The following is a 23,476-nucleotide window of genomic DNA, read 5'->3' as shown; positions in this document are numbered from 1 at the left end:
CGCAAAACCCCGCTTTAGCGGGGTTTTTTAATGCTTTTAGTAGTGGTTTACCAGTCCAGGCTATCGCCTTCTTTGTGATTCAACTCGGTCGATCCGAACGAATGGGTGTTACGACGCTGGGTACCATCCTGATCCCGCTGCAGCTGGCTTGACGGTGCATAGTTGCCGTTCATATGATCACGCTGACTATGGTTAAGCTCACTGGGTGAGTAGTGAGGACTAGACGTGCTAGTGGATTGCGGCATGTCGATGACATCACTACCCACTGCACGATCTTTAGTACGCTCAATAGAGCTTTGGGCAAAAGCGAGCGGGCTTGCAACCAAACCGATAGAAATACCTAAAATACCTGCCGTTTTTAATACTGCTTTAAATGACATAACTCTCTCCTGATGTGGGGTGCTACTCATCTGTCGTACCTATTATCACACTAATGTAAATACCACTGCACTGAAGGGGTGAGAAGCGGTCAGTGTCTTTGACTACAGGATTACGGTCTAAGTGCCAAAACATCCCAAATTCATGGAATGATAGATAATTCAAAGATAGTTTTTAAACAAGACCACAAAAATAAAGCCACCCAAGTAAATAGCAGGCTAATATTTGTTTAATGTTAGCACAGCACCATGGTGAACAAGCTAAAAAGCTCGTTATTAACCTTTGTGTTTAAAAAGTATGAAAGGAGTCATCAAACCGGCGGGGGCAGGAAAATGGTGAAAAGCTGAGATAGAGAATTTAAAACTTGTCAACCGTGACTGCTCATTTAGAGCTATACAAGATTAGGTCCTGCCATGGCAGGACCCTAACCCCGTATCTATGGACAATAGCTAGCGCTAGCTTCCTCTCCTTTTGCGGGGCTCCAACCTTGGAATTTACCCTGACTAACGCTCTGATTGTCGCTTGATTCAGTCCGTGAATCGGTGAGCATCCATGCGATGGGACATCCTTATCCCTTGCTCGTTCCTAAACTGTAGTACAAATTTTTAGAGCTGAGTGTTTAAACTGCTCGTCACTGATCTTGGCCAGTGGTTACAGAGCTATTTTGCTCAGGCAGGTCGCTCGGCTCAAATGACGTATCGCCGCCACCAGTTACGCCCGTTGGACCGCCATCCATGGACTCATTATGAGTTTCATGTTGAGAAGAACCTGCACCGGGACGCGTAGTATCGCCTGCGCTTTCACCGTTAATGTCTGAAAGATCACCTGCATCATAGGTAGATGCATCACCACCTGCACCCGTACCAGATGATTGCGGCTGCATGGGTTCTTCATCAGCTGTAATATCGTGGTTTGGATCTACTGGCTCTTGGGCAAAAGCGAAAGGGCTTGCCAGTAAACCGAACGTTACACCTAAAATCCCAGCTTTCTTGAGTAGTTCCTTGGACATCATGTTCCTTCTCCTCGAGCGCTGTTGATACCGCTTAACTTAAGGAAGTGCCTTCCTGGCTTACCATTTCCTGCGGTAATCTTCCTTGCCTAACTTAATGCAGATGTAATGCCAGAAAACAAAAATAAAAAAATACTTCTTATTAATAAATAACTTAAAACCCAGCCGACGTACCAGCCATGCTCGTTGAGCGTGTATATGGGGCCACCATAACTGACTAAAAATGACACATGAGCAGACTTGAGCCATAGTTGGCTGTCTACATGGCACGCTTATATAAAGGTTATACAAAAAACCAGGGAAAGGGGGCTAGGAGGCAGCAGCCAGCCGAGTGCCGGGGAAAATACAGCGAAATAGCGAACCTTCGCCAGGATGCGATTCAACCTGAAGCAGGGCATCGTGGCGCAGCAGGATATGCTTAACGATGGCAAGACCAAGCCCAGTACCGCCTGTCGCGGTACTTCGGCCTTTATCAACCCGATAAAAGCGTTCCGTTAGCCTGGGAAGGTGGACAGGATCGATGCCCTCTCCATCATCTTCTACTTCTATGCATGCGCTTCCATCTTCCATGGGCGCCCAGCGCAGTGTAATTTGGCTACCCTCTGGGGTATATCGCACCGCATTGAAGGCCAGGTTAGAAATAGCGCTACGTATTTCCTTCTCGCTCCCTATGAGCTGGGCGTCACTTTCAATAGCAACACGGATAACATGCTTACGGTGCGATAGCGCCAATGCATCCTGGCAGACGCTATTAAGCAATTGCTCAACCGACAGCGCCTGATGATCCTGCCCGCCTTGATCAATTTCCAAGCGTGACAAAAGTAGCAGGTCGTTAACCAGATTTTGCATGCGCTGCGTCTGGTCCTGCATTTGCTCGATCCCCCGACCCAAGCGAGGCGGAAGCTGCTCAGCCAAGTCACCATAGGTTTCGAGGTAGCCAGAAAGAACCGTAAGCGGCGTACGCAGCTCATGGGAGACGTTGGCCACGAAGTCTCTGCGCATTTGCTCAAGGCGGTGCAAACGAGTGATATCCCGTGCCATCACCAGGCGTTCATCGTCGCCATACAAGGTGATTTGGTATTGCAGAATGCTGCGCTCATCAATGGGTGAGGTCAGCGTAAGCGGTTCGCTGTAGTCGCGGGCGTTGAAGTAGCTGATAAAGCGTGGGTCACGCAACAAATTGGTAATGTGCTGGCCACGATCGTGTGCGGTTTGTAGGCCCAGCATATCCGTCGCAGCACTGTTCCACCACTCCAAATCACCATGGCGGTCGAGCATTACCACGCTGTCGCGCATGGCCTCTGAGGATTCCTGGATACGCGCAAGCGTAGACCGCAATCGACCTTGTGTAATGCGCTGGCTTTTTTGGTAGCGGTAAAGACGATCAAGCAAATCCCCCCACATGCCACCAGCAGCTGGCGGCTCGTTATGGGGATTAAGGGTTAACCATTGAAAGAGTACGCGCAGCTGGCGTAAATGGTAAAAAAGACAAACGGCCAACCCGGCCGCCAAACCAAGACCCGCTGAACCTAACAACCACCCCAGGCAAACACCTATGGTCGCTAACCAGGCAATACGCCAAAGCTCACGGCTCCATAGACGCACAGTTACACCCGGGCTGAGAAACGATAACCGGTACCCCGTACCGTCTGAATCAGGTTTTGATGCACATCGCCTAACGCCTTACGCAAGCGCCGAATATGTACATCCACTGTGCGCTCCTCAACATACACATTGCCGCCCCATACCTGGTCCAGTAGCTGGCTGCGTGTATAGGCTCGCTCCTGGTGAGTCATAAAGAACTGCAGCAGGCGATATTCAGTGGGCCCCATTTCCAGCGCCTTGCCATGCGCACTAACACGGTGGCTGACGGGGTCGAGTAGCAGGCCGTTAATTTCGATGGGGTCTTCTACGCCACGCGGGGTAGTGCGTCGCAATACGGCTTTCAAGCGCGCGACCAACTCACGGGGCGAGAAGGGTTTGGTGATATAGTCGTCCGCTCCCGCCTCAAGGCCTTGAATCTTATTGTCTTCCTCACCCTTGGCGGTGAGCATAATAATCGGCATTTCGGCGGTTGCTTCTTCACGCTTAAGGCGTCGCGCCAACTCAATACCACTGGTACCTGGCATCATCCAATCCAGAAGCAGTAAGTCAGGCTGATGATCAACGACTAGCGCGTGGGCATCCTGGGCGTTATCCGCTTCAAGCACGCGATAGTCAGCCATTTCCAGCGCCACTGCGATCATTTCGCGAATAGGCGCTTCATCATCGACAATCAAAACGGTCTTGGCGGTCATTCCAGGGCCTCACGGTGTTCAATGAAAGGTAATTCAATGACATCTCAGTGACAATAACACCATGACTTGATGACACTTATATGACAATAGCCAATAACAAGAACGAATGACAACCACTAATCACGCTTTACTAGAGCGGCCCGGCCACTGGCCACCAACTTAGCGCAATTCCGGCAAAAATCAGCAGCCCTGACCAGTGATTATTCAAAAAAGCCTGAAAACACGGGTCACGTTCACGATGCCGAATCAGGCGCTGTTGATGAATAAAGGTGGCCGCCATACCGACAAGGCCTAGCCAGAAAAAACCACCCAGCCCAACACGAACACCCACAAAGGCTAACAGCGCCAACGTCGCCAGTTGCAGTAATCCAATCATCAAGCGGTCTGCACTGCCAAACAGCACCGCCGTTGATTTAATACCAATTTTCAGGTCATCGTCGCGGTCGACCATGGCGTATTGGGTATCGTAGGCAACCGTCCACAGTACGTTCGCACAAAACAGCAACCAGCCTTCCACAGGTACATATCCCAGCACCGCCCCAAACGCCATGGGGATTGCCCACGAAAAAGCCGCCCCCAGCACCACTTGAGGAAAATGGGTGTAACGCTTCATAAAGGGGTAGATAAACGCCAGAATCACGCCACCAATCGACAGCAGCACCGTAAACCAGTTGGTCAGCAGCACTAACACAAACGCAACAGCGACCAGCCCAATAAACAGCAGCTGGGCTTCGGTTTCACTGATTCGCCCCGTCGCCAGCGGACGATGTTTCGTGCGCTTAACGTGGCCATCAACATGGCGGTCAGCGTAATCATTCACAACGCAGCCAGCAGCGCGCATAACATAAACACCTGCCACAAAAATAAGCAGCACGTTGCGGCCTGGCACCCCGTTTGTAGCCACCCAAAGCGCCCATAAGGTAGGCCACATCAATAGCCAGGTGCCAATGGGGCGGTCCAGACGCATTAAGTGTAAAAAATCAGCGACTCGCGCCCATCCGATTGGCCGCAACAAAGAACGATCCATGCCTACCTCACGTAAAGAAGAGATGCCGAGCAAGCCTACCGCGAAGGCAGACGAAGGTCATCTGCCATGGTGGATAAAAAGTACTCCTGCACCAGTAGCGATAACCCACCATGCTGAAATACTGAGCGCCGCCCCCAACGACTTTCCACGCCTGCACCCTCAGGGAAGTCAAAGCGTGGGGCGCCGCTCGTGGCTTCAAGAGGACCACGTACTAAATCCGGCTGGCGAAACAGCCAGCTGCCCAGCGAGCGCTCACCAAGTTGCTCCAATCGCTGACCTTTTAGCTGTGTTAAGGGGGCAACCGAACGTGCGACGACCCAAGGGTTATCACCCACGCACAGGGCGACCTCCCGCAACCAGGCATAGCGGCGAAGCTCAATCCCCAACGCCTGCGCTTCATCACGCAGAGGCACGCCGGCGCCCTGGCGCAGCAGGCGAACGCGAAACAGCTGCCCCGCACCTGCCGCTTTCAAGCGGACCGTTAGCGAATCAGTAGACGCGATCCACTCCCACCAGGCAGCGCTCATGGCGGGGCGTAACGCAGCCACGGGCTGCCAAACAGGAAAGGCATGCGTTTGCCGAAAAGAGGACGTCACCACCAGATACTCCTGGGCAAAAAACAGAGAAGCTAGTGTAACATGGTGGTCTTAAAAGCTTTTACGACACCGATTATTTGGGGATGGCATGCCTGCATCACATCCGGTTAGCAGCCCGACTGACCACGCTGAGTTGATCATCATTGGCACCGGCATGGCTGGCATTGGGCTTGCGCGTGCGCTACGTCGCCAAGGCGATAAGCGCTCGATGATTTTGGTGAGCGCAGATAGCGGCGAGGACTACAGCAAGCCGCTGTTATCTACCGGCTTTGCAAAACGCCTCTCGCCCAATCAGTTGGCCAGGCATTCAGCCACGGCACTGGCCGATGAATTGGATGCCCATGTGCTTACCCATACGTCAGTAGAGCACGTGACAACAGACACGCACACTGTACAGCTTAGCGACGGACAAACACTTGCCTACGATACACTGGTGCTGGCGACCGGTGCTGAATCCCGGGTGCCTTTTGACATTCCAGAAAGCGTTGCTCGCTACTGCTTTACCATTAACGATCTCGACGACTATCGTCTGCTTCATCACGCGCTGAGTGAGCGCCCCGCGCGCATTGCCGTTATCGGCGCAGGATTAGTCGGCTGTGAATTTGCCAACGACCTGCATGCAGGTGGCCATCAAGTAACCCTGATTGCTCCAGAGGCCACGCCGTTACCCAAGCTATTACCAGAACCGCTGGGGTTTGCGCTGAGTGATGCCTTTCAGGAAGCCGGTATAAAGCTTGCGCTCCACCGCACGATTAAAGAGTTAGCCCCGAATAATGACAGCACTGTTCGTCTAACGCTTAGCAACGATGACATCGTCAACGCCGATGTTATTTTACTGGCAACCGGCCTTACGCCAAGAATCGCTCTGGCAAAAGCCGCTGGGCTTGCCGTTTCACCACAAGGTATTCAGGTAGACCGATATTTGCGCACTTCGCACCCGCATATTTATGCCTTGGGCGATGTTGCTTGCATAGAAGGCATCAATGCCATGTACGTCCAGCCATTACAAGCCAGTGCCAAAGCACTCTCGGCAACGCTTACCGGCTCACCAACGCAGGTCAGCTTTGGCGCCTGGCCCATCATTGTGAAAACGCCGCTATTGCCCGTAGTGGCCTATCCGCCTTCGGCGATACTCGAACACTGGCGAATTGAGGGCGAAGGGGGTGATATGACGGCGCTTGCCGAAGATAAAGACGGGAATTTAGTCGGTTTTGCGTTGACAGGCGGCTGCGTGAGACGGAAAGTGGAGCTTTCCCGGGCAGCTCCCACACTGCTGGGCTGATTTTTATCGCGCTCACGTCTAGGCTGGATAAGCTAGCCCAGTCTAGTGAGTACTTTTAACAACACCGCTATGCTTTACGCTTAACGTAAATGAGGGGAACTTCCTATGCGCAAACCTGAACTCGCCGCTGCCATCGCTGAGAGTGCCGACTTATCCAAGGACAAAGCAGGCCAGGTCCTGAATGTTATTCTGGATGAAATCACTAACAGCGTTGCGAAAGGCGAAGATGTGGCATTGATTGGTTTTGGTACCTTTACCGTACGTGAGCGTGCAGCGCGTACCGGCAAAAACCCGCAAACGGGCGCACCCTTACAAATTCCGGCTAGCAAAAATGTTGCCTTTAAGCCGGGTAAAGCGCTTAAGGACGCCGTTTCCTAATGAAACTCAAGCTGACGCTGTGGCTATTGAGCCTAATGCTCAAACGTGCCCTGCGCCGCAAGCCGCGCTTTCGTGAGCAGCTTGAAAGGATGCGTCACTTGGACTGGGGCATTGCTACAGAAGACTTGAGCATTGCTCGCTACTACCGGATGGCCCCCAAAGGGATCTCTTCTGGTAAAGGCCTGCCAGTCGATTTGGATCTTGAATTGCGCTTTCGCGATCAGGAAGCCGCATTACGTATCCTTAGAAAGCCAACGCAGCAAGCTTTCCTCGATGGAATGCTCAACGGCGAGGTACGCCTTGTCGGTGACTCCACCGATATGAACAAGCTGCAAAAACTGCTGAAGTATTTATAACGCTTCTTCCAGCGGTTCTACCCGCCACCCATAGGTGGCGGGTTCCTACTCGTTTCACCTGCCTTTCTCCCGCCATAATGTTTGCACAGCGCTTTTTAAACACATTTTAAACAGGTCTTTTGCGTTTATTCCCGCTAACGTTAGCGCTATTAATGTAATGAACGGACCACTATGACCGTATCCAGGAAAAAAACGACAGGCTTAACGATTGCCCACTTGCCTGAGGGAGAGTTGCGTTGCGAGCACATCGAAAAGACAGTGATTAGCCTGCCAGACATAACGCGATTACTGCTAAAACCTCTCGCGATCAGCGTTGACCCCTACATGCGCACGCGGATGCAGCCCAGCGGGTATGGCTATATTGAGCGCTGGAAGGCTGGCAGCACCCTATCAGGCTGGACCATGGCCGAGGTAGTTATCAGCAGTGAGCCGGGGTTTAAGCAGGGCGACCTCGTCGTGGGCCACCTCCCCATGCAGGAGCTCATTGCCGCTGACGGGCAGCACCTGATGCGCATACCAGCAGGCAGTGACCCCGAAGCCTACTTGCATCCACTAGGAATGACGGGGTTTACTGCTTGGGTAGGTATGCAGTTACTGGGGCAGCCCACCGCTGAAGATACCGTACTGGTAAGTGCCGCTGCCGGTGCGGTTGGCTCTATTGCCGCACAGCTTGCACAGCGCCAAGGGGCAAACGTGATCGTGACGGCCGGGCGTACCGACAAGCGTGACTGGCTGCACCGTTTGGGATTCAAGACCGTACTTAATCACCGCAGTCCTGATTACGCCAGGCAACTCAATAACGCGGCGCCTTTCGGTATTACGCTCAATTTTGAAAATATCGGGGGCAGCGCTTTTACTGCTGCGATTGACGCAATGAGACCGAATGGACGCCTCGTGCTTTGCGGATTAGTAAGCCAATATCAAACCCGCAGCCCGCGTAAAAGCCCGGATAATTTTGCGCAGCTGAGGCAAAAAAAGGTCGCAATCCATCCCTTTGTCGTGCCCGATTATCTAACGCATTGGAACGACTTTCAGCGCTTTATGGCGCCTTTGGTTGGACAAAAAAGTATCACATGGCGGCTCGATAAAGTAAGCGGTGGACTCGACAGCGTGGCTCCAGCGCTCATTGGGTTGCTCAATGGCGATAATATAGGCAAGCGTGTGGTCGAATGGTAGGAGCTTATCTGCTCCAAAAACGCATAACGTGATAACCCCAAAGCCATAGCAACGAACCAGCCCAAGAGCTTATACTAAAGTCTAACAGCAACTGACAATAAGAGCGTCTATGCCTATTTCACTGCCGCTTCGGCGTCTTTGGACACTTGATAAGTTTGCCTATAGCCTGCGCGTTTTTATCGCATTCAGCGTAGCCCTGCTATTTAGCCTTTATTTTGGCGACATCGCCCTGGTAATACCGCTGTTTCTGGGCATTATCGCCTGCGCGCTCTCCGAAACCGATGACAGCTGGCAAGGCCGATTACAGGCACTGCTGGTAACCCTGGTATGTTTTACCTCAGCCTCATTTATCGTGCAGTGGCTGTTTCCTTGGCCATGGCTGTTTGCGCTGGGACTGGGAATATCCACGTTCACCCTCATCATGTTGGGCGCTATCGGCCAGCGATACGCCACGATTGCCTCAGGCACGCTGATTTTATCGATCTACTCAATGATCAATATTGAGCAGCACGGCGGTGTGGATGCCGATGTGGCCTCACGCCAGTTGCTGCTGTTGGCGGGTGCGGCCTGGTACGGGGTTATTTCCGTTGTCTGGTGTGTTCTTTTTTCTCGTCAACCCGTCAAGCAGAGCATGGCGCGCGTGTACAAGGCGCTGGGCGAGTTTCTGATTCTTAAATCAGCGCTGTTTGAACCCGTACGCGGGGTCGATGTAGAAGCCCGTCGTGTGGCGCTGGCACGCCAGAACGGGAAAGTGGTGGATGCCCTCAATCAGGCAAAAGAGATGATTTTTCGTCGTCTGGAAGGCCAGCGAGGAAGTCAAAAGCTTAACCGTTACCTGCAGATATACTTTATTGCTCAGGATATTCATGAACGGGCAAGCTCGACCCATTACCCCTACAGCGCCCTCACCGAAGCATTTTTTCACCATGACGTACTGTTCCGCTGCCAGCGGCTTTTGGATCAGCAGGGCCGCGCCTGTCGTCAGTTAGCCAAATCGTTACTGCTTAAGCGCCCTTTTGACCATGAGCAGAGTGAACAAGCCTTGGCCGACCTTAGAGCCTCTATCGATAATTTGAGCGAACGCGGCAAACCCGAATGGCGCAAACTAATGCGCCCGCTTAATGCGCTAGCGGACAACCTCGCGACGCTCGAAGCACAGATCGCCAGTGCTCATAATCCGGATACCACCAGCGACCGCGGAGATAGCGCGCTCTATGATCGCTCGCCCTCCAGCCTGCTGGAAGCGTGGAAGCGAGTACAGCTCAACTTTACGCTTGGCTCCCCCACCTTTCGCCACGCGGTACGCCTGACAACCGCGCTCATCGCGGGCTACGGCCTGCTTCAGTGGCTGGACCCCGAACAAGGCTTCTGGATTTTGCTGACTACCCTGTTTGTATGTCGGCCTAACTTCGCCACGACGCGACGCTTTCTTTCCCAACGCATTTTGGGCACGGTACTTGGCCTTACGGCAGGCTGGGTGTCGATCAGCCTGTTTCCCCAGCCAAGCGTGCAGAGCGTGATTGCGGTGGTCGCTGGCGTCACCTTTTTTGCCAACCGGGAAAAACGCTATGTCGTGGCGACAGCCTCCATCACTTTGCTGGTGCTGTGCAGCTTTAACCAGGTAGGCGACGGCTTCGACCTTATCTGGCCGCGCCTGTTTGACACCTTAATTGGCTCGCTGATTGCAGGGCTAGCGGTGTTTTTTATTCTGCCCGATTGGCAGGGCCGCCGGCTGTATCGGGAAGCGGCGAAGACAATTACCAACCACCGCCGCTATCTGGATGAAATTATTCATCAATATGAAGAGGGCAAGCAGGACGACCTTGCGTACCGCTTGGCACGGCGCAATGCCCACAATGCCGATGCCGCGCTTTCTACCCTGCTCACCAATATGCTTCACGAGCCGGGCCACTACCGCAAACAGGATGCCGATAATGGCCTACGCTTTTTGGTGCTCTCCAATACGCTGCTTAGTCACCTCTCGGCCCTGGGCGCCCACCGGCACCGCTTGCTGGAAGGCGAGGATGACGCCGCCTTGATGCCATCCGCTAAACGGATCAGCGAACTTCTTGACCAGCTTGCCGAGCAGTTGGACAAGCGTCAGCTGGTTGCACCGCTCAATGAGCCCGTCAGCGAGCTACTCACACAGTTGGATGAGTCCGGCGCGGCGAACCCGGACGAACAGGCCATGGTGATGTATCGCCCTATTCAAAGCCAGCTACGCCTCATCACCGAACAGCTAGCACCTTTGGGCGAGGCGGCTAATCGCTTGACCCGCACATCAACCTCCATCGAGGAAGCTACCCGTCCTAACGCTAGCGTTTAAACGCATCGTGACTGACCGCTACACCTGCCCGTAGCGGCCTGCGGCTTCGCCCAACCACCGCCGCACTAGTACGGCGGTTATTTGCGGTTCGCTTTGCAGCTCGCACGCTAACGCGGTGACGCGCTCTAAAAGGTCAGCATCGCGCTCCAGGTCGGCAATTTTCATCTGCGCCAGGCCCGTTTGCCGGGTGCCTAACACCTCGCCCGGGCCGCGGATTTCCAGATCTTTTTCAGCAATACGGAAACCATCGGTGGTCTCACGCATGACACTTAGGCGCTGGCGGGAGCTTTTGGAGAGCGGCGGGTGATAAAGCAGTACACAGAAGCTTTCCGTGCTCCCTCGGCCCACGCGACCACGCAGTTGGTGAAGCTGGGAAAGCCCTAGGCGTTCCGGATTTTCAATAATCATCAGGCTGGCGTTAGGTACATCTACTCCCACTTCAATCACCGTGGTGGCTACCAACAGATCCAGTTCGCCCTCTTTAAAAGCAGCCATCACGTCGGCCTTCTCGCTGGCCTTCATTCGCCCGTGGATCAAGCCAATGGCAAGCTCCGGTAACGCATCGGTTAGTTCCTGACAGGTGACTTCCGCCGCCTGGCACTGCAGCACTTCGGACTCATCAATCAGCGTGCACACCCAATAGGCCTGGCGACCATCGCTGCAGGCACGGCGAATCCGCTCAACAACCTCCGGGCGGCGCTCATCAGACACCACCACGGTTTTAACCGGCGTACGCCCCGGCGGTAGCTCATCAATCACCGAGACATCCAGGTCCGCATAGGCGCTCATGGCCAGCGTGCGAGGAATAGGTGTCGCGGTCATGATCAACTGATGTGGCGTTAACCCACCCGCTTCGCCTTTTTCACGCAGAGCCAGGCGTTGGTGAACCCCAAAGCGATGCTGTTCATCGATAATTGCCAGCCCTAGACACTGAAAATGAACATCGTCCTGGAATAGCGCGTGGGTGCCAACCACCATACGCGCGCGGCCATCGGCGATGGCTGCCTTCGCATCCAGGCGGGTTTTGCCCTTTAATTTACCTGCAAGCCAAGCGACTTCAATGCCCAGTGGCTCAAACCACGCTTTAAACGCCCGGTAGTGCTGCTCAGCAAGGATTTCGGTAGGTGCCATTATTGCCGCTTGGCAATTGCCTGCCAGGGCCGCTAGTGCTGCCATGGCGGCCACCACGGTTTTCCCCGATCCCACATCACCTTGCACCAGGCGCAGCATGGGGGCAGGGCGGCTTAAATCCAGCGCAATTTCCTCAAGCACTCGCCTCTGGGCCCCCGTTAAGGCAAACGGCAGTTGGGCTAAAAAGCGTGCCTGAAGGCTGCGCCCGGAAGGCAGCTGAGGGGCGCCGTCGGCCTGAATACGCAGGCGCACTTCACGCAGGCTAAGCTGATGCGCTAAAAGCTCTTCCAACGCTAAACGGCGCGTGGCGGCATGCTGGCCGCTGGTCAGCTTTTCGATGTCCACATCAGGCGGGGGTTGATGCAGCAAATGTAGGCAGGCGTGCAGCCCCGGCAGGTGAAAACGCTGACGCAGCGCGTCAGGAATGACATCGGGTAGCGCTTCGGGCGCGCTATCCAGCAGGCCAAGCGCTTGCTGCGTCAATGCTCGCAAGCGGGCTTGATTCAAGCCTTCGGTGGTGGGGTAGATGGGGGTAAAATACTCATCGACCGGCGTTTCACCCACCGTATTCAAGCGATATTCGGGATGATAAATTTCTAGCCCGGTGGCCCCAGCCCGCGCTTCTCCAAATGCACGAACCGAAACGCCCGGGTGTAACTGCTGCTGTTGGGCAGGCGAAAAGTGGAAAAATCGTAGGCTTAGAATACCGCTACCATCGCGCAGGCGCACCAGCAGGCTTCTCCGTCGCCCTTTAACGACGTCCGAGGCAGTCACTTCACCCTCAATCACGGCTTCCTGCCCAGCGCGTAGCAGGCCGATTGGCGTTAATCGAGTGCGATCCTGATAGCGTAGCGGCAGGTGAAAAAGCAGATCGCTCACGTGTTCAATGCCCAACCGCGAAAGCTTGAGCGCCAACGCTTCACCAACGCCTTTAAGCGCAGTGACGGGGCCGTTAAGATCGCTCATGGGCGCGCTTTACCCTTTTGGGCAGGCTGTTTGCACTGGCTGATAGCATCCACCAGGGCGTCGATCGCTTTAGGGCGCGGGAAGCTGGCTCGCCAGGCGATCGCTACCGTCCGTGAAGGGGCGGGGTCTACAAAGGGCCGACTCTCAAGCATCGCGTTTTCATACTGATCGGTGCCTAACGCTGACTGCGGCAATACGGTAATACCTAGCCGTGACGCCACCATATGCCGAATGGTTTCCAGCGAGCCACCCTCGGCAATCAAGGTGTTATTCGGGTTGTTAAGCTTTTGGCTAATCGCCGGGCACGCCTCAAGAATCTGGTCTCTAAAACAGTGGCCTTCACCCAACAGCAGCAAGCGCTCTTCCAGCAGCTCCTCTTTACGAATAGCTTCGCGCTCTACCCAGCGGTGATTTGCCGGTATCAAGACTTCAAACTGCTCTTCGTAAATAGGCTTGGTCACAATATCGGTGTCCGTGAACGGCAGTGCCACAATAATGACATCCAGCTCGCCATTTTTTAACTTGGCACGTAACGTTCCGGTCATACCTTCTTCAATATACAGCGGCATTTGCGGCGCAATATCGGCAATCGCAGGAATCAGGTGCGGAAACAAGTAGGGACCAATCGTGTAAATAGCTCCAATGCGTAGTGGATTGGATAGCTGATCCTTACCCGCGTTGGCCATTTCATAAATCAGCCGGCTTTGCTCCAGCACGCGCTGGGCCTGAGCAATGATCTTCTCGCCAAGGGGGGTTACCTGAATCGTGGATTTGGAGCGCTCAAACAGCGGTGTATCAAGCTCCTCCTCCAGTTTTTTCACCGCCACAGAAAGCGTGGGCTGCGACACATGGCAGCGTTCAGCCGCGCGACCAAAGTGGCGCTCTTGGGCAAGGGTTACGATGTAGCGAAGTTCTGTTAAAGTCATAACGGCGCCAGTGGGCATCCTCTCGTAGCAGCTCATGACGAATATCATGGCAGTCAGCGGGACGAAAAGGGACAGGAAATCCTGATGACGATGTCACATCTCGCAGCGAGTTTGTATCCAGTAGGGAATATTTATCAAAAGGAGTGGATAAGGTGAAGCTAACGGTACTGATTATCGGTTGTGGTGATCTCGGCATTACCTTAGGACGCGAGTTGATTGATGAGGGGCACCGCGTCATTGGCGTACGTCGTAAAACAGCTGTTTTAAAAGACACCGGCATTGAACCCCTGGCGCTTGACCTTAATGATCTCGATGAGGCCAATGCATCTGCACTCCCCCAAGCGGACTACGTCATTTATAGCGTAAGCGCTGACCGCTTTGAAGAGAGCGCTTACCAAAGCGCGTATCCGGACGGTCTGAAACGCGTACTGAGCGTGATGGAACAGCACAAAAAATCGCCTCGTCGGGTCTTTTTTGTCTCCTCTACCAGTGTATATGGTCAGCAGGAAGGCGAAGAGGTGACCGAGGATAGCCCAATCGGACCCACCAGCTTCTCCGGCATGCTGATGCATGAAGCGGAGCAGCTGCTGCTTAACCATCCGCTACCCGGCACCGTGGTACGTTTTTCAGGTATTTATGGACCTGGCCGTGACCGCTTGATTCATCAGGTAGCGGAAGGCCGTATCGCTGCGGTTACACCCGTTATCTACTCCAACCGCATTCATCGGGATGACTGCACCGGTATTCTGGCGCATTTAATTCGCCGTCAGGAAAGCGGTCAATCACTGGCGGAACTTTACCTGGGTAGCGACTGCGAGCCGGTCACGCTGCATAACGTGATGGCCTGGATCGGCAAGCAACTGAAGGTGGAGTCAACCGATACCATGCAATCGCCGCTGCGCCGCCGGGCCAGTAAGCGCTGTAACAACCAACGTATCCTTGAAACCGGCTATCAGTTTAGCTACCCCAGCTACCGTGAAGGTTACGCTCAGATACTCAAAGAGGGCGGCTTTTTAGAGACACAGAAAGCCTGATTGAAAAACTCCGGGTAAAAAAGCGTTAATTCAGATAGTGAAACAGTCGATAGCAGACGAGTTGACGTCCTCCCCCGCCTAAAGTCGGGGGATTCCAACTGCTTGAGGGCAACGTCCTGCCCCAAGACTTAGGATATTGCGGGCTGCATTCACATCCCGGTCATGCGAGGCACCACACTCGCTGCATATCCAGTCTCTTATTCCAAGACCTGCGATACCTTTCGGCCTTTCCTTGGGCAGTGCGCCACAATTCGAGCAGGTCTGGGTGGTGTAGGCTTCATTGACTTCCTTGAAGACGGTGCCTGCGTGATCGCATTTGTATTCCAGCATCGCCTTCAACTGGTACCAGCCAGCGTCCAGCACTGACTTGGCCATCCTGGTTTTTGTCAACTTTGAGGCGCTGACATTACCTACTACGATTGTGCCGTACTGGCTGATCAACTGACGGCTGAACTTGTGATTGGCATCCTTGCGACGATTCTTGATCCTGGCGTGGATCGCTTTCACACGCCGCTTATTGCCCGCTCGTTGGGCGGCTGCCAGTTTGGCTTCAAGGTCACGGTAGAAGCGTCCTGCCTCCAGCTTTTGGCCGTCGCTGCATGTCGCGGTATCTTTAAGGCCAAGATCAATACCAACCTCACCCTGAGCCTGATTAGGCGGAATATTCACCTCAACCACGACATTAAAGTACCAACGGCCTCGGGCATCTTCATTGAAGCTGCCTGAACGAAATGTGTATTGGCCAAGACCGTAGCTATCCCAGACCTTGAAGTAGGTGCCGTTGTGGAACACTTGACCGTTCTTCCACTTGGCCGCGCCGGTATTCACTGGAATCCAGCCGAGTGAGCGACGAACACCGCCGGACTTGCGCCATGCCAACCGCGACTTCTTGAACTGTTTGCGGCGTGTCGTGTATTCACGGGCGACTTCCTGCAACGTTTGGCTGTGCAGCCCCAGGTCCGTGCCTGCACCTTTTGTGTAGGGGTGCATATCGTAGGCCGATAGAAACAGACCGCGTTCACGAATCGCTCGTGAACTCAGTTCGTTGAGGTAGTTCCAGACAAAGTTCACGTTGCGCGCCATACGATTGAGCTGGTCGACGTGCTTGTCTTTGACTCGAACCTTCAAGGTCTTGGTCTGCTTCATGCTTTGGAGCATAAGCGGTCCATGGACACTAAACAAGAAGCTAGAACTGGCAGTCGGTGCGCCTATATCGGTAATCCGTCAATACATTGAGGAACAAAACCGCCCCAACAAGTCGCCCTGACGGGCGACGCGCTCGACATCCCCGCACTAAAAGTACGGGGTTTTCTGCGCAAATCTGATAATCAATACGCAAACACCGGCGGGGCGTTTAACGCTCAACCGGTGTTTTTTATAGCGGAAACGTCGTTAACAGTTTAGTCGCCGATGACCATTACGGCTTCGGCTTCTACCTGGCTACCTTTAGGCAGCGCTTTAACACCCACCGCGGCGCGGGCAGGAAACGGTGTAGAGAAAAACTCTTCCATTACTTTATTAACGATGGCGAAGTTATCCAGGTCGACCAGGTACAAATTCAGTTTCACCACATCGCCAAGCGAGCCTGCGGCTTCTTCGCAAACGGCTTTCAGGTTGGTAAATACCTGGCGTGCCTGTGCTTCGAAATCCTCGGAGACCAGCTCCATGGTCGCTGGGTCTAGCGGAATTTGACCAGAGAGATAGACCGTATTACCTGCTTTGATCGCCTGCGAGTAAGGGCCAATCGCGGCAGGGGCTTTGTCAGTATTAATAACGGCTTTATTGCTCATGCGGTGTTTCGCTCCTCAGTTATTTAGTACTCGTCGTTATTCAGTACCAGTCATTATTAAGCGTTAATTATCCAACCAGCGTGTTTGTATAAGGTTTAAAAGGGATACTGTTTTTTTCCAAAATAGGGTTAATGACCGCAATAGCGTTACGTGGCCGGTGCCGAATGGCAATTCGGCCAGGCCGCTTTAAATGGATTTAATTGGTCATACGGGTAATTTTGACGACGTTCGGCAAATTACGAATGCGCTTGATAATACGTGCAAGGTGAACGCGGCCCTTGACCGACAGCGTTAGATTAACCGTAGAGAGGCGCGCGTCGCGCTCCTCAATGCCGATTCGCTCAATATTAGCATCAGCATCGGTCACCAGCCCTGCAAGCTCCGCGACGAGGCCTCGGTGGCTTTCAATTTCAATCCGCAGTGCCACCGGGAAATCTTCATCAATCGCATCAGACCACTCAAGCGTAAACAGCTTATCAGGGTCGTTTTTATGCTCTGTCAGGTTTCTGCACTCGGCGCGATGCACCACCAGCCCTTTGCCCATGGAAAGGTGACCCAACACCGGGTCGCCCGGAAGCGGGTGGCAACAGCGAGCAAAGTTAATCACCATGCCCTCGCTACCGCTAATCAGCACGGCTTTACCGCCATCAAAGGTACCTGAACGGGAATCGAGAAGATCATCATGAGCGACATCTATCAAGCGCCTGGCGACCACATTCGCCATACGGTTGCCCAAGCCCAGCGACTCAAGAAGGCTATCCTGTGAGGCTATTTCCAGCTCTTTTAACGCTTGCTGAAGTACGCTGTCGTCAAGCTCTTCCAGGCTGGTTTCAAACGGCGCCAGCGCCTTGTTAAGGAGCCGCCGACCAAGCGTAATCGCTTCGGTTTGCTGCTGATGCTTCAGCGCGTGGCGAATAGCCGAGCGCGCTTTGGCCGTCGAGACAAAGCTAAGCCAGGCAAGGTTGGGGCGTGCGCCGGGTGCGGTGATAATTTCCAGCGTTTGGCCACTTTCCACGCGTGTTGACAGCGGCGCCAGATGACGGTCAATTCGGCAGGCAATACAGTTATTGCCGATATCGGTATGCACGCTGTAGGCAAAGTCGATCACCGTGGCGCCTTGGGGCAGCTCCATGATGTCGCCTTTTGGGGTAAACACGTAGATGTCGTCGGGGAACAGATCATTTTTGACGTGTTCGATAAACTCCAATGAGTTCCCCGCGTGGCGCTGCATTTCCAATAGGCCTTTCACCCAAGCTCGGGCGCGCGCATGGCTGCCTTCGGCAATCGGATGCGTGGTCTGCCCCGCTTTATAGAGCCAGTGAGCAGCAATACCGTTATTGGCCATGGCCTCCATTTCGCGGGTACGGATCTGCACTTCAATCGGCATGCCGCGCGGCCCAAACAGCGTAGTGTGGAGACTTTGGTAGCCGTTGGCTTTGGGGATGGCGATATAGTCTTTAAAGCGCCCAGGCACCGGCTTATACAGATTATGCACCACGCCCAGGATACGATAGCAGTTGGCGACATCCTCGGTAATGATCCGAAACCCGAATACGTCCATGATTTCAGCAAACGGTTTACGCTGGTCGCGCATCTTTTTATAGATCGAGAGCAGATGCTTTTGCCGCCCCATGACCGTGCCCTGCAACGCCTCTTCATCCAGGCTTTGCTGCAGTGACGACTGGATTTCACGCATGGCGCTACGCCGATTCCCCCGGGCACTGGCGACCGCTCGCTTGATACGCTCTGAACGCATGGGATGAATGGCTTGAAACGAGAGGTCTTCAAGCTCAATACGAATCGTATTGATGCCTAGCCGCCCGGCAATACGAGCGTAAATTTCCAGTGTTTCTCGGGCAATACGGCGTTTTTTATCCGGCCTGAGCGCACCAAGCGTACGCATGTTATGCAGGCGGTCAGCAAGCTTGACGATAATGACGCGAATATCCCGCGACATCGCCAACACCATCTTCTGGAAGTTTTCCGCTTGGGCAACGGCTTTGTCTTCAAAGGTGATTTGGGTCAGCTTGGAAACGCCATCGACAAGCTCCGCCACCGGATTGCCGAACTGGGCCGCCAACGCCTTTTTGGAAACACCGGTATCTTCAATGACATCATGCAGCATGGCGGCCATCAGGCTTTGATGGTCCATGTGCATATTGGCCAGAATATTGGCCACAGCAAGCGGATGGGTAACGTAGGGCTCACCCGAGCGCCGACGCTGACCATCATGGGCCTGCTCAGCGTAATAAAAGGCGCGCTTGACCTGCTGGATCTCGTCTGAGGGTAAATAGCCGCCGAGTCGATCGGCCAGGTCATCAATGGTGAACATTTACCGCGCCCCTGCTCGTTTCAGCCTTAGTCGTCGATTTGGGCGCTGGGCGCCATGGCGGGACGCACGCGAACAGGCGCTTCAACAGGTTCGTCGAGTACGGTGTGATCCACGAGGCCTGCTGCAATTTCACGCAATGCCATCACGGTAGGCTTATCGTTTTCCCAAGCCAGCTGGGCATCACGCGAGCCACGTGCCAATTGGCGGGCGCGCTGGGTGGAAATCATCACCAGCTTGAAGCGGTTTTCGACATTTTCCAGACAATCTTCAACGGTTACGCGAGCCATGGGGCCTTCCTGTAATGACGACGCTGGGCCGGCGTTGTTGGATAACGCCGCCGACCCAGCGAGAAAAAGAATAGTAATAGAACCTGATAGATTACTCGACGCTGGGCGCCTGTGACAAGAGCGCATCCAGTAGCGGTGCATGGCGCTCGCTAACCTTGGTAAGCGTTAAGCGGCGACTGATCACCAGCGACTGTAGTTCCTGAAACGCCGTGGTGAAGTCATCGTTAATTACCAGGTAGTCATACTCATTAAAGTGTGACATCTCGCTAACCGCATCACGCATGCGCCGTGCAATCACTGCATGCTCATCCGTACCGCGATTCGCCAAGCGGTGCTCCAGCTCGCCAAGCGATGGCGGCAGAATAAAGATGGATACCGCCTCAGGCATTTGTTCGCGTACCTGCTGCGCGCCCTGCCAGTCGATTTCCAGAATAACATCCTGGCCCGCTTTCAACAGCGTTTGGACCGCCTCGCGCGACGTACCATAGTAATTATCGAAGACTTGGGCATACTCAAAAAAGTCGCCACGCTTAATCATCGCTTCAAAGTCAGCCACCGTGGTGAAATGGTAATTAACGCTATCCACCTCACCGTCACGCTTAACGCGTGTAGTATGCGATACCGAGACCTGAATGCCATCAAGGCTTTCAATCAACTCGCGAACCAGACTGGTTTTGCCTGCACCCGACGGGGCGGAAACAATAAAAAGCGTACCTTGGGACATACAGCGCTTCCCTTGTTAGCGAAAAAACGGTTAGTGAAAACAGTTAGCAAAAAGATCGTTAGCGGAGCAAGCAAAACAACACACTTATTTAAGGTGCGCAGTATCGCACACCCTCTGCGCGGACTGTAGAGTTTGCGTAAGTACACAAGGAGGTTGGATGCGCAGCACGCTGGTTATATTGGTTCTTATTGCACTTGGTGTGGCCGTGCAAAAAGGCCTTATTGAAATTCCTCGCCACTGGGCACCGTGGGCTCCTCTTCATATCAATGATCCGATAACGCCCGTTACTCAGCTAAAAATCAAACGCTTAAGCAACAATAGAGATGCCTGTTTAGCCGCGCTGAATACCGTGCCAGAAGGCGAGCTGAGCTATACCCCCCTGGCCGATTACTCCCCCACCGCAAACTGTCCACTGACTAATATTGTACGTATGCAGGCCAGCAGCGTGCGCTTTAACCAAAGCTTTGTGGCTTCCTGCCCGCTAGCGCTTGCTTGGGTGATGTACGAGCGTCACGAACTGCAGCCTGCGGCGCAAGAAATCATGGGAAGCCGCGTGGCTCAGGTAAATCACGTAGGCAGCTTTGCCTGCCGCAATATTTACCATCGTGAGAGCGACCGGCGCAGCGAGCATGCCACGGCGGAAGCACTGGATGTTATCGGGTTTCAGCTTGAGAACGGCCAACGTATAACACTGATCAACCACTGGGATGACAAAGGGGAAACAGGAGAGTTCTTACGAGCAGCGCGTGATGGCGCTTGCAGTACGTTTGGCAACGTATTAGGGCCTGATTACAATGCCGCGCATGCCGATCACTTTCACATGGGCATGCGCGGTTTCCGATTATGCCGTTAAAACGCCGTGCTTTAAGAACATCATTCTTTAAGAGAAACAGTCCTTTAAGAAAAATAGGCAATGATGAACGAGCAGTGGGCTTTCACGATTAATCGCGGTCTAGATTGATATCGTCTTCATCGGTCAGGGCGCCCGTTGCGGCACCAACGCCTGCGCCTAGCGCGGCACCACCAGCGACACTGCCACCCGTGGCAGCGGCAGCGCCCGCCCCCACAGCGGCACCTAACCCAGCGCCACTCGCAGAGCGTTCACCCGTTGTCGTACCGCAGCCAGCTAAACCAATCGTTAATGCGGCAATAGCGCTCAACGTTAAAACACGCGATGTCTTGATCAATTGAGTATGCATAGTCATCTCCTTATGGGTTGCACCCTTACACCCTAGGAATGAATGGCTATTTATGCCACTTTTATAACCCCACAGCCACGCTGTCGGTGCGTTTCTCAAGCCAGCGCCCCCACGCAAAAATCGCTAGCCCGCATAGCGCCAGGCCCGTGCCCACCAGCCCCGTACTCGACCAGTTCAAACCAGCACTAATCGCCAACCCGGCAAGCCAAGCACCTAATGCATTAGCGCCATTAAACGCAGCATGATTAAGCGAGGCCGCCATGGTTTGAGCATCCCCGGCCACATCCATCAAGCGCGTTTGCAACGAAGGGGCAAGGGCCATACAGGTACCCACAAGCCCAACGCACAGAAGCCCTGTCCATACGTTATTGGCAGCAAAATAATAAAGCCCTTGAATCAAGGCACACCAAACCAGAATTTTTGGAATGGCCCGCATCAGGTTCTTATCCGCCATGCGACCACCGACCAGGTTACCAATAATCGACCCCACACCGAAAATCACCAGTACCAGCGGCCCCAAGGCTTCGCTCATGCCCGCCTGTTGCGTCAGGGTGGGCATCACATAACTAAAAATCGAAAACATACCGCCACAGCCGATACAGGCAATGGCAATGGTGACCAGAACACGAGACTTGGCCAGTGCCGATAGCTCACGCAGCGGGCTTGCGAGTGCATCAAACGGCTGCACCGGCACCCACGTACGAATTAATAGCGCGGTCAGTAAGGCGATAACGCCGACCCCGGAAAACGCGATTTGCCAGCCAAACAGATTGCCCGCCCAGGTACCCAGCGGCGCGCCGATTAAAATGGCCGTGGTTAAGCCCAGCATGACACGGGAAATGGCCCGGGCACGTTGATCAACCGGCACCGCCCCTGCGGCGACTAATGCCGCAACGCCGAAGTAGGCGCCATGCGGTAAACCTGCCACAAAGCGCAGCCCCACGAACGACCAGAACCCTGGTGCCATGGCACTGGCAATATTGCCGATGGCAAACACCAGCATCAGCGCAATTAATAACGCCCGCTTGGGCACGCGCGCGGCCAATGCGGAAATCAACGGAGCCCCGACCACAACGCCTAACGCGTAGCTGCTGATCGCGTAGCCAACTTGCGGCACGCTAACCGCCAGGTCGCTTGCGACACGGTTCATCAGGCCCATTATGACGAATTCACTGGTGCCAATACCAAACCCACCTAGCGCCAAGGCGAATTCGGCCAAACGCGGATTACGCGCCAGCCCTTGAGGCGACTCTTGCATTTTTTCTCCTCAGACGCGCCAAACGCCTGCTTAACAAACGGCCATATAGTGGGGCGATGATCGCAGGATTAGACGAAAGTATAAATATGCTCAATGAAATATTAGCAGGCGAGTGTTTCACTTTAACAGACTACGCTTTGAAGCAGGCCTGCGTTAAAAGGCTTAATCCACAAAGCACCTTAGGCTTTGTACGAAAACTGCTTGCGCTCGACCATACGGCGTTAAAAATCAGCTCGTGCGCGAGTCCGATCAAAATACTCATTTACACATGTAAACTCGTGCGCGAGCTCGGTCCGCTTTTTCGCTGATTTTTGCCTTGTCTGGCCTTCGCTCAGCGACTTTTCGTACAAACCCTAGTAACACTCTGCACCCATAAGGCGTCATATGACCCCTGACATCATCGAACATGCCCTAAAATCGCTCGCCAAGGCCGACCCGGATATCGCCCGTGCCCTTCCATTGGTAGGGGCTCCCTCGCCACGTGTGCGTGATAAAGGCTTTGCGACGTTCTTCTCCACCATCGTCAGCCAGCAGCTTTCCACGGAAGCAGCTCGTGCGATTATGAGCCGCGTGAATACCCTGCTGCCGGAACTTCATGCCCAAGCCGTCCTCGACACACAAGGCCAGGCACTGCGTGATGCCGGGCTCTCGTGGCGCAAAATCGAGTATGCCAAGGGGCTTGCCGAAGCGGAGCTTGCTGGCACCTTCAGTGCCGACGGGCTTGAACATCTAAACTATGAAGACGTGATTGCCACGATCACTCAACTGCGCGGCTTTGGCCGCTGGAGCGCTGAAATCTACCTGATGTTCTCGCTTAAACGCCCGGATATCTTCCCTGCCGATGACCTCGCCCTACGCGTAGCGTTAGGCCGCTTAAAAGGTTTAGACGACAAACCCTCGCCCAAGCAGGCGCGCCAGTTGGTGGAACACTGGGCGCCTTGGCGCAGCGTGGGGTCGCTGTTTTTATGGCACTACTATCGCGGCGAGCCAGTTTAAAAATAAAG

At 54.1% G+C, this 23,476-nt stretch carries 23 protein-coding genes; 8 read left to right on the top strand and 15 right to left on the bottom strand.

Translation table 11 applies throughout. From position 1 onward, the window contains the following. Nucleotides 1-47: 47 nt before the first annotated feature. The 6 genes from CZ787_RS14115 to CZ787_RS14090 form a co-directional block, all read right to left on the bottom strand. Nucleotides 48-380, bottom strand: a complete 333-nt coding sequence (locus CZ787_RS14115; protein ID WP_087110305.1) for a hypothetical protein — start codon at nucleotides 378-380, stop codon at nucleotides 48-50. 629 nt (nucleotides 381-1,009) lie between these two features. Next, a complete protein-coding gene (locus CZ787_RS14110; protein WP_087110303.1) occupies nucleotides 1,010-1,390 on the bottom strand; it encodes a hypothetical protein in 381 nt (126 codons plus the stop codon). Between the two features lie 306 nt (nucleotides 1,391-1,696). Then, the gene (gene phoR / locus CZ787_RS14105) at nucleotides 1,697-2,992 is read right to left on the bottom strand and encodes a phosphate regulon sensor histidine kinase PhoR (RefSeq protein WP_087110301.1); all 1,296 of its coding nucleotides are present in this window, start codon (nucleotides 2,990-2,992) and stop codon (nucleotides 1,697-1,699) included. Between the two features lie 2 nt (nucleotides 2,993-2,994). Continuing rightward, a complete protein-coding gene (gene phoB, locus CZ787_RS14100) occupies nucleotides 2,995-3,684 on the bottom strand; it encodes a phosphate regulon transcriptional regulator PhoB (RefSeq protein ID WP_087110299.1) in 690 nt (229 codons plus the stop codon). Between the two features lie 130 nt (nucleotides 3,685-3,814). Next, nucleotides 3,815-4,711, bottom strand: a complete 897-nt coding sequence (gene ubiA / locus CZ787_RS14095; RefSeq protein ID WP_087110297.1) for a 4-hydroxybenzoate octaprenyltransferase — start codon at nucleotides 4,709-4,711, stop codon at nucleotides 3,815-3,817. A gap of 35 nt (nucleotides 4,712-4,746) precedes the next feature. Beyond that, nucleotides 4,747-5,310, bottom strand: a complete 564-nt coding sequence (locus CZ787_RS14090) for a chorismate--pyruvate lyase family protein (protein WP_087110295.1) — start codon at nucleotides 5,308-5,310, stop codon at nucleotides 4,747-4,749. Between the two features lie 85 nt (nucleotides 5,311-5,395). Here CZ787_RS14090 and CZ787_RS14085 point away from each other — a divergent pair, with 85 nt between their 5' ends. The 5 genes from CZ787_RS14085 to yccS all read left to right on the top strand — a co-directional run bounded on the left by CZ787_RS14085 (nucleotide 5,396) and on the right by yccS (nucleotide 10,825). After that, nucleotides 5,396-6,589, top strand: coding sequence for an NAD(P)/FAD-dependent oxidoreductase (locus CZ787_RS14085; RefSeq protein ID WP_087110293.1), 1,194 nt, complete (start codon nucleotides 5,396-5,398; stop codon nucleotides 6,587-6,589). Nucleotides 6,590-6,694: 105 nt separating this feature from the next. Beyond that, a complete protein-coding gene (locus CZ787_RS14080; RefSeq protein WP_018918476.1) occupies nucleotides 6,695-6,967 on the top strand; it encodes an HU family DNA-binding protein in 273 nt (90 codons plus the stop codon). Continuing rightward, on the top strand, nucleotides 6,967-7,323 hold the full coding sequence (locus CZ787_RS14075; RefSeq protein ID WP_087110291.1) for a hypothetical protein: 357 nt from the start codon (nucleotides 6,967-6,969) through the stop codon (nucleotides 7,321-7,323). The genes CZ787_RS14080 and CZ787_RS14075 overlap by 1 nt, the downstream gene beginning before the upstream one ends. 171 nt (nucleotides 7,324-7,494) lie before the next feature. Next, a complete protein-coding gene (locus CZ787_RS14070) occupies nucleotides 7,495-8,499 on the top strand; it encodes an MDR family NADP-dependent oxidoreductase (protein WP_087110289.1) in 1,005 nt (334 codons plus the stop codon). 109 nt (nucleotides 8,500-8,608) lie between these two features. Beyond that, nucleotides 8,609-10,825 (top strand): YccS family putative transporter, encoded by a 2,217-nt coding sequence (gene yccS, locus CZ787_RS14065; protein ID WP_087110287.1) that lies wholly within the window; start codon nucleotides 8,609-8,611, stop codon nucleotides 10,823-10,825. An 18-nt stretch (nucleotides 10,826-10,843) separates the two neighbouring features. Here yccS and recG read toward each other — a convergent pair whose 3' ends face one another. Next, nucleotides 10,844-12,922 (bottom strand): ATP-dependent DNA helicase RecG, encoded by a 2,079-nt coding sequence (recG, locus tag CZ787_RS14060; protein ID WP_087110284.1) that lies wholly within the window; start codon nucleotides 12,920-12,922, stop codon nucleotides 10,844-10,846. Continuing rightward, nucleotides 12,919-13,848 (bottom strand): hydrogen peroxide-inducible genes activator, encoded by a 930-nt coding sequence (locus tag CZ787_RS14055; RefSeq protein WP_087110282.1) that lies wholly within the window; start codon nucleotides 13,846-13,848, stop codon nucleotides 12,919-12,921. The genes recG and CZ787_RS14055 overlap by 4 nt, the downstream gene beginning before the upstream one ends. Before the next feature lie 152 nt (nucleotides 13,849-14,000). Here CZ787_RS14055 and CZ787_RS14050 point away from each other — a divergent pair, with 152 nt between their 5' ends. Further along, nucleotides 14,001-14,882: an SDR family oxidoreductase gene (locus tag CZ787_RS14050; protein WP_087110280.1), complete on the top strand. Its 882-nt coding sequence runs from the start codon at nucleotides 14,001-14,003 to the stop codon at nucleotides 14,880-14,882. 78 nt (nucleotides 14,883-14,960) lie between these two features. Here CZ787_RS14050 and CZ787_RS19125 read toward each other — a convergent pair whose 3' ends face one another. From CZ787_RS19125 to gmk, 5 genes are all read right to left on the bottom strand, one after another. Beyond that, the gene (locus CZ787_RS19125) at nucleotides 14,961-16,040 is read right to left on the bottom strand and encodes an RNA-guided endonuclease InsQ/TnpB family protein (protein ID WP_254908628.1); all 1,080 of its coding nucleotides are present in this window, start codon (nucleotides 16,038-16,040) and stop codon (nucleotides 14,961-14,963) included. A 242-nt stretch (nucleotides 16,041-16,282) separates the two neighbouring features. Continuing rightward, nucleotides 16,283-16,672, bottom strand: a complete 390-nt coding sequence (locus tag CZ787_RS14040; RefSeq protein ID WP_087110278.1) for a RidA family protein — start codon at nucleotides 16,670-16,672, stop codon at nucleotides 16,283-16,285. Between the two features lie 196 nt (nucleotides 16,673-16,868). Beyond that, complete coding sequence (gene spoT / locus CZ787_RS14035) at nucleotides 16,869-19,004, bottom strand: bifunctional GTP diphosphokinase/guanosine-3',5'-bis pyrophosphate 3'-pyrophosphohydrolase (RefSeq protein WP_087110276.1); 2,136 nt, start codon at nucleotides 19,002-19,004, stop codon at nucleotides 16,869-16,871. A 26-nt stretch (nucleotides 19,005-19,030) separates the two neighbouring features. After that, on the bottom strand, nucleotides 19,031-19,291 hold the full coding sequence (gene rpoZ / locus CZ787_RS14030; RefSeq protein WP_087110274.1) for a DNA-directed RNA polymerase subunit omega: 261 nt from the start codon (nucleotides 19,289-19,291) through the stop codon (nucleotides 19,031-19,033). A gap of 91 nt (nucleotides 19,292-19,382) precedes the next feature. Next, the gene (gene gmk / locus CZ787_RS14025; RefSeq protein WP_087110272.1) at nucleotides 19,383-20,015 is read right to left on the bottom strand and encodes a guanylate kinase; all 633 of its coding nucleotides are present in this window, start codon (nucleotides 20,013-20,015) and stop codon (nucleotides 19,383-19,385) included. Nucleotides 20,016-20,172: 157 nt separating this feature from the next. Here gmk and CZ787_RS14020 point away from each other — a divergent pair, with 157 nt between their 5' ends. After that, nucleotides 20,173-20,868: an extensin family protein gene (locus CZ787_RS14020; RefSeq protein WP_087110270.1), complete on the top strand. Its 696-nt coding sequence runs from the start codon at nucleotides 20,173-20,175 to the stop codon at nucleotides 20,866-20,868. Nucleotides 20,869-20,956: 88 nt separating this feature from the next. Here the strand turns inward: CZ787_RS14020 and CZ787_RS14015 are convergent, their stop codons facing one another. Next, on the bottom strand, nucleotides 20,957-21,214 hold the full coding sequence (locus CZ787_RS14015) for a hypothetical protein (RefSeq protein WP_087110268.1): 258 nt from the start codon (nucleotides 21,212-21,214) through the stop codon (nucleotides 20,957-20,959). Between the two features lie 61 nt (nucleotides 21,215-21,275). After that, nucleotides 21,276-22,472, bottom strand: coding sequence for an MFS transporter (locus CZ787_RS14010; RefSeq protein ID WP_087110266.1), 1,197 nt, complete (start codon nucleotides 22,470-22,472; stop codon nucleotides 21,276-21,278). A 384-nt stretch (nucleotides 22,473-22,856) separates the two neighbouring features. Between CZ787_RS14010 and CZ787_RS14000 the strand changes: the two genes are divergently transcribed. Next, entirely contained in the window at nucleotides 22,857-23,468 is a 612-nt protein-coding gene (locus tag CZ787_RS14000) for a DNA-3-methyladenine glycosylase family protein (RefSeq protein ID WP_087110262.1), read from the top strand. Nucleotides 23,469-23,476 lie beyond the last annotated feature (8 nt).

This window comes from Halomonas citrativorans (genome assembly GCF_900163645.1).
Lineage (GTDB): Bacteria > Pseudomonadota > Gammaproteobacteria > Pseudomonadales > Halomonadaceae > Vreelandella > Vreelandella citrativorans.
Note: the sequence above shows the minus strand (reverse complement) of the source record. Positions and strands in the feature narration are given on the sequence as shown.